Here is a 3,777-nt window from a genome sequence, read left to right on the forward strand (position 1 = left end):
ACTCCACAGCGACAAGCGTTCTGTGAAGTAGTAGAGTCTCGTCGCTCAGTTCGTCGTTTTACCGATACACCGATACCTGATGACGTATTAGCAGACTGCTTGCGTTTGGCCATGCTAGCGCCAAACTCTAGCAACCTGCAACCCTGGGAGTTTTATATAATCGATGATGCAGATAATCACAAACAAGCGGTAAAAAACTGCATGAATCAAAATGCAGCAAAAACATCAGCACGGTTGATCGCTGTAGTGGCACGCACTGACATCTGGCGTGACCACGCTCAACAAATACTGAGTCAGTACCCAGACAAACCTGTGCCGAAAAAAGTCAAAGACTACTACAGCAAAGTCGTCGCCTTAGACTTCTTACGTGGACCCGCCAATGTGGTATCGGCGGCCAAATGGGGAGCAACACAAATAATCAGACGAACCAAAGGTCCGATCAAATCTCCTTATTATACCTTTGAAGACACCAAAAACTGGGCAACCAACAATACAGCACTGGCAGCCGAAAACCTGATGCTAGCACTCAGAGCATACGGATTCGATAGCTGTGCCATGGGTGGCTTTGACGAGCCAGCGATGAAACGACTATTAGACCTAAGTGACCATCAGCATATTGTGATGATGATTGGTGCTGGTGAACGTGCTGACAATGGCGTTTACAACACACAATTTCGCTTTGATCAAAGCCAGCACGTGCACTACGTTTAGCGCAGCGACTGACGCTCACTTATTACACCATAATTTTTAGCCAATCCTTTTATTACCCAATTAACCACCCTCTTAATCAAGGACTGTCATGACTATTTCTCAAAACCCAACGTTTGATACCTTTCAAGGACTGTTCAACGAAGCTGAATTTGTCTATCGTCATTTAGGCTCAAATGACACCAAACAAGCAGATTTACTTAGTGCTGTTGGTTATCAGGACATGGCAAGCTTCATTAACGATACGGTACCTGAGCCTGTGCGCTTGCACAAAGAGCTCGACCTACCAGTCGCGATGAGCGAGCATGCTGCATTGGCTAAATTACGTACTATGGCCGATGATATCACGGTCAACAAAAGCTATATCGGTCAAGGTTACTCACCTGTGCGCATGCCTGCGGTCATTCAGCGTAACGTCCTAGAAAACCCAGGCTGGTATACCGCTTATACGCCTTACCAAGCTGAAATCTCACAAGGACGTTTAGAAGCATTACTCAACTTCCAACAAGTCTGTATCGACTTAACAGGGCTTGAGATGGCTGGTGCATCGTTACTCGACGAAGCCACCGCTGCTGCAGAAGCCATGGCTATGTCAAAGCGAGTGAGCAAGAGTAAATCTACGAAGTTTTTTGTTGATGAACGCATCTATCCACAGACGCTAGATGTCATCAATACTCGTGCCAAGTACTTTGGTTGGGAAGTCGTGGTTGGTGATTTTGAAACAGCCAAATTAGGTGACTACTTCGGTGCTATCTTTCAATACGTTGGGGTCGAAGGTGACGTAAAAGACTTAACGGATGTCATCGCTGCGGTCAAACAAAATAAAACCTACGTGAGCGTGGTGAGTGACATCATGAGCTTGGTATTACTCAAGTCACCAGCTGATATGGGCGCAGACGTAGCCTTGGGTAGCACACAGCGCTTTGGTATTCCGATGGGCTTTGGTGGTCCACACGCCGCTTACTTTGCTTTTTCAGACAAAGCCAAACGCTCTGCCCCTGGTCGTATTATTGGTGTTTCAAAAGACTCGCAAGGCAACACTGCACTACGGATGGCATTACAAACTCGTGAGCAACATATCCGCCGCGAAAAAGCCAACTCAAACATCTGTACCTCGCAAGTATTACTAGCCAACCTAGCTGGCATGTATGCTGTCTACCATGGTCCAGGCGGTGTAAAACGTATTGCCACTCGTATCCATGCTTTTGCCACTGCGTTCGCTAATGTGATAAAGAATACTGATAATAGTGACTTAAATGTGGTGCACGATCAGTTCTTCGACACCGTTGTCGTCGATTGTGGTTCAGAAAAACTGGCCACACAAATCTTCGAAAATGCAGACAATGTTGGCTACAACTTATGGCGTTTGGGTGACGATAAACTGGCTGTTGCCTTTAGTGAAACTAGTGACCAACATGATTTCCAAGTACTCACCCAGTTGTTTGTGAGTAAATCACATGATCTACCATCAGCGGCTAGTATGTCACTTGATAGTACCCACTTACGCACCGATGATATTTTAACGCACCCAGTATTTAACTCGTATCATACTGAGCACGAAATGCTACGCTACTTAAAATCGCTTGAAGACAGAGATTTGGCGATGAACCGTAGTATGATTTCACTGGGTAGCTGTACCATGAAGCTCAATGCAACCAGTGAGATGCTGCCGATTACTTGGCCTGAGTTTGCCAATGTACATCCATTTGCCCCTCGCAGCCAAGTGACTGGCTATATCGCTATGATTGACAGCCTACAAGACCAATTAAAAGCCATCACAGGCTTTGATGATGTGTCTATGCAGCCGAACTCCGGCGCTTCTGGCGAATATGCTGGCCTACTTGCCATCCGCCGTTATCATGAATCGTTAGGCGAGTCTGACCGCGACGTTTGTCTGATTCCTCAATCTGCACACGGTACCAACCCTGCCACTGCTATGATGATGGGTATGAAAGTGGTCGTGGTTAAAACCGATGAAAACGGTAATGTGGATATCGAGGACTTGACCGCTAAAACAGAAGAGTATAGCCAGCACTTAGGCGCATTGATGATTACCTACCCATCAACGCACGGTGTCTTTGAAGAAGGTGTTCGTGATATTTGTGACCTCATTCACAAGCATGGTGGTCAAGTCTATATGGATGGTGCCAATATGAATGCTCAGGTAGGCATGATGCAACCTGCGGATGTCGGTGCTGACGTACTACATATGAATCTGCACAAAACCTTCTGTATCCCACATGGCGGCGGTGGTCCTGGCATGGGTCCTATCGGAATGAAGTCACATTTAGCACCATTTATGACTAACCATACCCTAAGCCCTGTACATAATGCTCAAAACGACTGCTCAGCAGTATCGGCAGCGCCTTATGGTTCAGCAAGTATTTTACCTATCTCATGGATGTACATTGCTATGATGGGTCGCGATGGTCTGCTAAAAGCAACCGAACTGGCGCTGTTAAATGCCAACTATGTTGCGGCACAATTAAAAGACCACTTCCCTGTGCTTTATACAGGCAAAAATGGTCGCGTGGCACACGAATGTATCATTGATATTCGTCCATTGAAGTCTGAAACTGGCATTACTGAAAGTGACATCGCTAAACGCTTGATGGATTACGGCTTCCACTCACCAACGATGAGCTTTCCAGTTGCAGGCACACTCATGATCGAGCCAACTGAATCTGAGTCTAAAGAAGAGCTAGACCGTTTCACCAATGCATTGAAATCTATCAAAGCAGAAGCATTCAAAGCCAAAGCGGGCGAAGACAACTGGACAATAGAAAACAACCCACTGGTTAATGCGCCGCACACTGCTGCGATGATTACCAGCAGCGAATGGTCACATCCGTACAGCCGCGATGTTGCAGCATTCCCATTGCCTTATGTACGCGCCCACAAGTTCTGGCCAAGTGTTGCTCGCATTGATGATGCCTATGGGGATAAGAATCTGATGTGTTCTTGCCCAAGTATCGAAAACTATATGTAATTGAGTTAATTGTAGGGCTTGCTTTAGTAATAATATAAAAACCTCCAAATCATCTATTGATTTGGAGGTTTTATTTTACG

Annotated in this window: 2 protein-coding genes; both read left to right on the forward strand. The window is 46.0% G+C overall.

Going from position 1 to position 3,777, the window contains the following annotated elements:
* Window positions 1–711 (forward strand): nitroreductase family protein (locus L0J61_RS09920; protein WP_301466283.1); only part of this gene is annotated, 711 nt, incomplete at its 5' end.
* 88 nt (window positions 712–799) lie between these two features.
* Window positions 800–3,697, forward strand: coding sequence for an aminomethyl-transferring glycine dehydrogenase (gene gcvP / locus L0J61_RS09925; protein ID WP_301466284.1), 2,898 nt, complete (start codon window positions 800–802; stop codon window positions 3,695–3,697).
* The last annotated feature ends 80 nt before the right edge of the window (window positions 3,698–3,777 follow it).

It is taken from the genome of Psychrobacter sp. (assembly GCF_030457785.1).
In the GTDB taxonomy this organism is placed as follows: Bacteria; Pseudomonadota; Gammaproteobacteria; order Pseudomonadales; family Moraxellaceae; genus Psychrobacter.